Source organism: Thermococcus sp., from assembly GCF_027066465.1.
Taxonomy (GTDB): domain Archaea; phylum Methanobacteriota_B; class Thermococci; order Thermococcales; family Thermococcaceae; genus Thermococcus.
The window spans coordinates 1-4,564 of the sequence record NZ_JAMONU010000002.1 but is presented as its reverse complement, the minus strand read 5'-3'; the positions used below and the strand labels follow the sequence as shown (position 1 = coordinate 4,564).

The 4,564-nt window shown below is 58.1% G+C and carries 6 protein-coding genes and 1 pseudogene; all 7 read right to left on the bottom strand.

Annotation, left to right across the window (positions count from 1 at the left end; genetic code table 11):
- Positions 1-353: pseudogene (locus MVK46_RS00060) on the bottom strand (hydrolase); the annotation flags it as partial.
- Positions 337-1,353 carry a histidinol-phosphate transaminase gene (gene hisC, locus MVK46_RS00055; RefSeq protein WP_297534324.1) on the bottom strand — a complete coding sequence of 339 codons (1,017 nt, stop codon included), beginning with the start codon at positions 1,351-1,353 and terminating at the stop codon, positions 337-339. The pseudogene MVK46_RS00060 and the gene hisC, both read right to left, overlap by 17 nt.
- A complete protein-coding gene (gene hisIE, locus MVK46_RS00050; RefSeq protein ID WP_297534322.1) occupies positions 1,350-1,979 on the bottom strand; it encodes a bifunctional phosphoribosyl-AMP cyclohydrolase/phosphoribosyl-ATP diphosphatase HisIE in 630 nt (209 codons plus the stop codon). The genes hisC and hisIE overlap by 4 nt, the downstream gene beginning before the upstream one ends.
- Positions 1,980-1,988: 9 nt before the next feature.
- Entirely contained in the window at positions 1,989-2,747 is a 759-nt protein-coding gene (gene hisF / locus MVK46_RS00045; protein WP_297534321.1) for an imidazole glycerol phosphate synthase subunit HisF, read from the bottom strand.
- On the bottom strand, positions 2,729-3,427 hold the full coding sequence (hisA, locus tag MVK46_RS00040) for a 1-(5-phosphoribosyl)-5-((5-phosphoribosylamino)methylideneamino)imidazole-4-carboxamide isomerase (protein ID WP_297534320.1): 699 nt from the start codon (positions 3,425-3,427) through the stop codon (positions 2,729-2,731). The genes hisF and hisA overlap by 19 nt, the downstream gene beginning before the upstream one ends.
- Before the next feature lies 1 nt (position 3,428).
- Positions 3,429-4,022 (bottom strand): imidazole glycerol phosphate synthase subunit HisH, encoded by a 594-nt coding sequence (hisH, locus tag MVK46_RS00035; protein WP_297534319.1) that lies wholly within the window; start codon positions 4,020-4,022, stop codon positions 3,429-3,431.
- The gene (gene hisB / locus MVK46_RS00030) at positions 4,013-4,555 is read right to left on the bottom strand and encodes an imidazoleglycerol-phosphate dehydratase HisB (protein WP_297534325.1); all 543 of its coding nucleotides are present in this window, start codon (positions 4,553-4,555) and stop codon (positions 4,013-4,015) included. Before hisB ends, hisH begins: the two co-directional genes overlap by 10 nt.
- Positions 4,556-4,564 lie beyond the last annotated feature (9 nt).

Here is a 4,564-nt window from a genome sequence, read left to right as displayed (position 1 = left end):
AGCCTTCCGGGATAGGCTTCCCCGAGGTAGAAGGTGTTGAAGACCCTCTCTATGCTCCCGCGGTGCATTCCAACCCCGAACCGCTCCCGAACCCACTCTATGCCCTCTCCAGCCGGGAACTCCTCCACCAGAGATTCAACGTCGCCCGCCATTGAGAAAAGAATCAGCGCCTCGCTCACCTTGAAGTCGTCGCCGAAGCGACCTTTGGACCGCAGTTTTCTGACCCACTCAAGCTCGATTTCCCGCTCCACCCCGAAGGCCCGGAGGAAGTACTCCACAGTCAGCTTGACGGCCATGTCGTAGCTCTCGCCAACGTCTATCAGCGTCCCGTCCACGTCAAAGACCACCCACATAGCTGGCTACCTCCCTCACGGCCTTCAGGAAGGCGTCGTTCTCCCATCTCCTGCCAACGGTTACTCGTATGTGGCCCTCGAGCCTTCCCGAGAGCTTCCTCACCACTATGCCCCTCTTCAAAAGCTCCTCGTAGGCGTCGAGCTTAACGAGGAGGAAGTTGGCGTCGCTCGGATAGGCAAGCCCCCCGAGCTTTCTCCTCATCCTCTCGCGCTCCTCAACAATTTTCCTAACGCGCCTCTCCATCAGGTCCGCATGTCTAAGCGCCACCCTCACGGCGGTCATCGTCATGATTCCGACGCTGAAGGGGGACTTTATCCGGTAGAGGGCATCGACAACCTCTTCGCCCGCCAGCATGTAGCCGGCCCTGATTCCGGCCATTCCGAGGGCCTTGGAGAACGTCCTCAGCACTACGAGGTTCCTGTAGTCCTCGATGAGCTTCCAGAGGCTCTTTCCCGCGAACTCCGCGTAGGCCTCGTCAAGGATTACCGGCCTTCCGGTTTCGAGGACTCTGACGATTTCCTCCTCCGGCTGGAGGTTTCCTGTGGGGTTGTTGGGCGATGCTATGAAGATTGCCCTCGCGTTTTCTGCTTTTTTGGCTATCGCTTCCCCGTCAATCGTGAAGTCCTCCCGAAGGGGCACTTCAACGACTGGAATTCCGTTCAGCCTCGCGTAGAAGGAGTACATTCCGAAGGTTGGTGGGGTCGTGATTATGTAGTTCCCCTCGAAGAGCCTCACGAGGTAGCTCAACAGCTCGTCGCTCCCGTTTCCAACTGCCACGTTGTCCGGCGAGAGGCCGTAGAACTCGGCTATCGCTTCCCGCGCCGGCAGGGAGGTTATGTGGGGATAGCGGTTGAAGTTAAGCTCACTCAGCTCCTCGAAGATTTCCTCCTTCACCCAGTCCGGCAGGTCGTAGGGGCTTTCGTTCTTGTCGAGCCTTATCCGGTAGTTTCTTTCCACGACGCGATACGGCTGAAAGGACTTAACAAGCTCGCTTATCACTTCCTCCGCCTCCTCAGCTCGGCCATAACCTCCCCGAGGGAAACGCCGTTGTAAGCGAGGAGAACGAGCAGGTGGTAGAGCATGTCGGCGGTTTCGTAGATTAAACCCTCCCGCGTCCCGGCAACGAGGACTTCGACGGCTTCCTCACCGAACTTCTTGTAAATCCTCTCCCTTCCGGCTTTGAACAGCTCCGAGGTGTAGGAGCCTTCGACCGGGTTCCCCTTCCTCCTCCGTATCAGCTCCTCAAGCTCCCTGAGGATTGTCAGCGAGTAGTCCATCGGCAGAACGCGCTCAGGCTCGCCCAGCTTCCGATAGAAGCAGGAGTAGTTCCCGGTGTGGCAGGCAACGCCCTTCTGCTCGACTATGAGCAGGAGCGCGTCGTTGTCGCAGTCTATCCGGATTTCCCTGACCCTCTGGGTGTTTCCGCTGACCTCACCCTTCATTCTCACCCTGCCCTGCGAGCGGGAGTAGTAGTGGGCGTAGCCCGTCTCAAGGGTCCTCCTCAGCGCTTCCCTGTCCATGTAGGCCAGCGTTAGAACTTCTCCCTTCGTGTCTTGAACTATGACGGGAACGATTCCGCCGTTCTTCTCCCAGTCGACCTTCTCAATCAGCTCATCAGCCCCCATGCTACCACCTCAGTAGTCCAGCCTGACCGGAATTCCCCTTTCGGCCAGATACTCCTTCAGCTCGCCGACGGTGTATTCCCCGTAGTGGAAGATTGAAGCGGCTAAAGCCGCCTCGGCTCCCGCCTTGAAGGCCTCGTAGAAGTGCTCGGGCTTTCCAGCCCCGCCGGAGGCTATCACGGGAATATCCACTGCCTCCGCAACGGCCTTCGTGAGCGCTATGTCAAAGCCCTCCTTAGTCCCGTCTGTGTCCATGCTCGTGAGGAGGATTTCTCCCGCTCCGAGCCTCTCAACGGTCCTGGCCCACTCGATAGCATTAATCCCCCTCGCCTTCCTTCCGCCGTGGGTGTAGACCTCCCAGAAGGAGCCGTTCCACTTCGCATCTATGGCAACCACCGTGTTTGCCGTCCCTATCAGCTCAGCCATCTCCCCCACGAGTTCGGGCCTATCGACCGCAGAGGTGTTCACGAAGACCTTATCGGCCCCGCGCTTGACTATCTCCCTCGCTTCCTCGACCGTCCTTATGCCCCCTCCGACGGTGAAGGGGACGTATATCTCCCCCGCGATTCTCTCAACGAGGTCGAGTAGGATTCCCCTCTTCTCGTACGATGCTGTAATGTCGAGAAAGACTATCTCGTCTATCCCCTCGCTCTCGTAGCGCTTTGCGAGCTCCACAGGGTCGCCTGCATCGCGTATGTTCCGAAACTTTATCCCCTTCACGACCCTGCCCTCTTTTATGTCGAGGGCCGCGATTATCCTCTTCGCGAGCATTCCGCCACCTCCAGCAGTTCTTCGAGGCTGACCTTGCCCTCGTATAGCGCCTTCCCGACGATGACCCCGGAGAAACCGATTTCCTCGAGCTTCAGCAGGTCTTCAATACTTGAAACTCCCCCCGCGTAGATGAACTCCTCGTCATCCCAGAAGCGCTCGATTTCCTCGATTCCGGTTAAGGTCCCGTCCCTCTCGACTGATGTGTAGATGAACCTGTCAACGTAGTTCCTCAGCGTCTCGTAGGCCTCTCTAACTGGAATTCCTTCCTCAAGCCAGCCCTTCACAGCTATTCTCCCATCCCTCGAATCGAGGCTGACAGTTATTCCCTCGAAATCGTCGGTTATTCTGGCCAGGAACTCCAAATCAAAGGCTTTCGTGCCTATTATCGCGTTCTCGACGCCGATTTCGTAGGCCCTCTCAACGGCCTCGTGGCTCCTCAGACCGCCGCCGAGCTGAACCCCCAGCCCGGTCTCGCGGATTATTCTCTCGACGACGTCGAGGTTCTTTGGAAAGCCCTCGAAGGCCCCGTCCAAATCCACGACGTGGATTTTATCGACGAGCTGAGCAAAGCGTCCCGCTATCTCGACCGGGTCGCCATAGACCTTAACCCTCTCCCTCTCCCCTTTGTAGAGCCTCACGGCCCTTCCGTTCATGATGTCGATTGCCGGATAAACCTCCATCTCAGAGCCTCCTGAAGTTTTTCATGACCCTCAAACCGTTCCGCCCGCTCTTCTCCGGGTGGAACTGGACGGCGTAAACGTTGCCCCTGCAAACGGCCGATGTGAAGACCACTTTCCTTCCCTTTGACTCATAGTCGGTAACCCCCGCGATTATTTCCTCTTCACCCGGCTCGGCGTAGTAGGAGTGGACGAAGTAAAAGTACGCGCCATCGCGAATCCCCTCAAAGAGTGGACACTCACGCTTCCAGAGCTGGTTCCAGCCGATGTGGGGCGTTCTAACTCCCTGAAACCTGACGACGTTTCCCCTAAACACGCCGAGGCCGGGCCTTCCGGGGCTCTCCTCGCTCCCCTCGAAGAGGAGCTGAAGGCCAAGGCATATCCCGAGGAAGGGCTTTCCGTCGTTTATCGCGTCGAGTATAACGCCCCTCAGCGGTTCGAGCCTCTCCATAACGGCCCCGAAGTTCCCAACCCCCGGAAGGACGAGCTTTTCAGCTTTCTCAATCTCGTAGGGGTCGCCCGTGACGACTCCCCCCAGAGCCTTCCTCACGTTGGCGAGGTTGCCTATTCCCAAATTGACCACCGCTATCAAGCCCACACCTCCAGCAGTCCCTTCGTGCTCTCAACCCTCTCGCCCTCGTGAATGGCCTGCCCCAACGCGACGCCGAGACCCTTGAAGGCCGCCTCGATGACGTGGTGCGCGTTTACTCCGCTCAGCGTCTTCACGTGGATTGTCGCCCTTAACGAGCGCGCCAGCCCCCAGAGGAACTCCCTGACCAGGGTCTTCTCAAAGCCTTCTTCATCCTCCTCAAAGCTCAGTTCAGCGCTCACGTAGGGCCTCCCCGAGATGTCCACTGCAACTATCACGAGTGCGTCGTCCATCGGGATTATCGCGCTCCCGAAGCGCCTGAACTTCTCGGGAAGCTTTGAGCGTAGCTCCTCCCCGAGGGTTATCCCGACGTCCTCCCAGAGGTGGTGTCTGAGGTCGTATTCGGCCTTAACCCTCGCGCTCCTGCCCATGTAATGGAACAGGGCTGTGAGCATGTGGTCGAGGACTTTATCGCCCGTCTCTATTTTCCCTGTCGAGTTAAGCTCCACAGTTACGTCGGTTTCCCTCGTTGTTCTCCTCATCTCCTCACC

What these genes read in the sequence shown, in the direction of transcription:
- hisIE (WP_297534322.1), bottom strand. Translation starts at nt 1,979, where the DNA reads ATGGGGGCTGATGAGCTGATTGAGAAGGTCGACTGGGAGAAGAACGGC.
- hisF (WP_297534321.1), bottom strand. Translation starts at nt 2,747, where the DNA reads ATGCTCGCGAAGAGGATAATCGCGGCCCTCGACATAAAAGAGGGCAGG.
- hisA (WP_297534320.1), bottom strand. Translation starts at nt 3,427, where the DNA reads ATGGAGGTTTATCCGGCAATCGACATCATGAACGGAAGGGCCGTGAGG.
- hisB (WP_297534325.1), bottom strand. Translation starts at nt 4,555, where the DNA reads ATGAGGAGAACAACGAGGGAAACCGACGTAACTGTGGAGCTTAACTCG.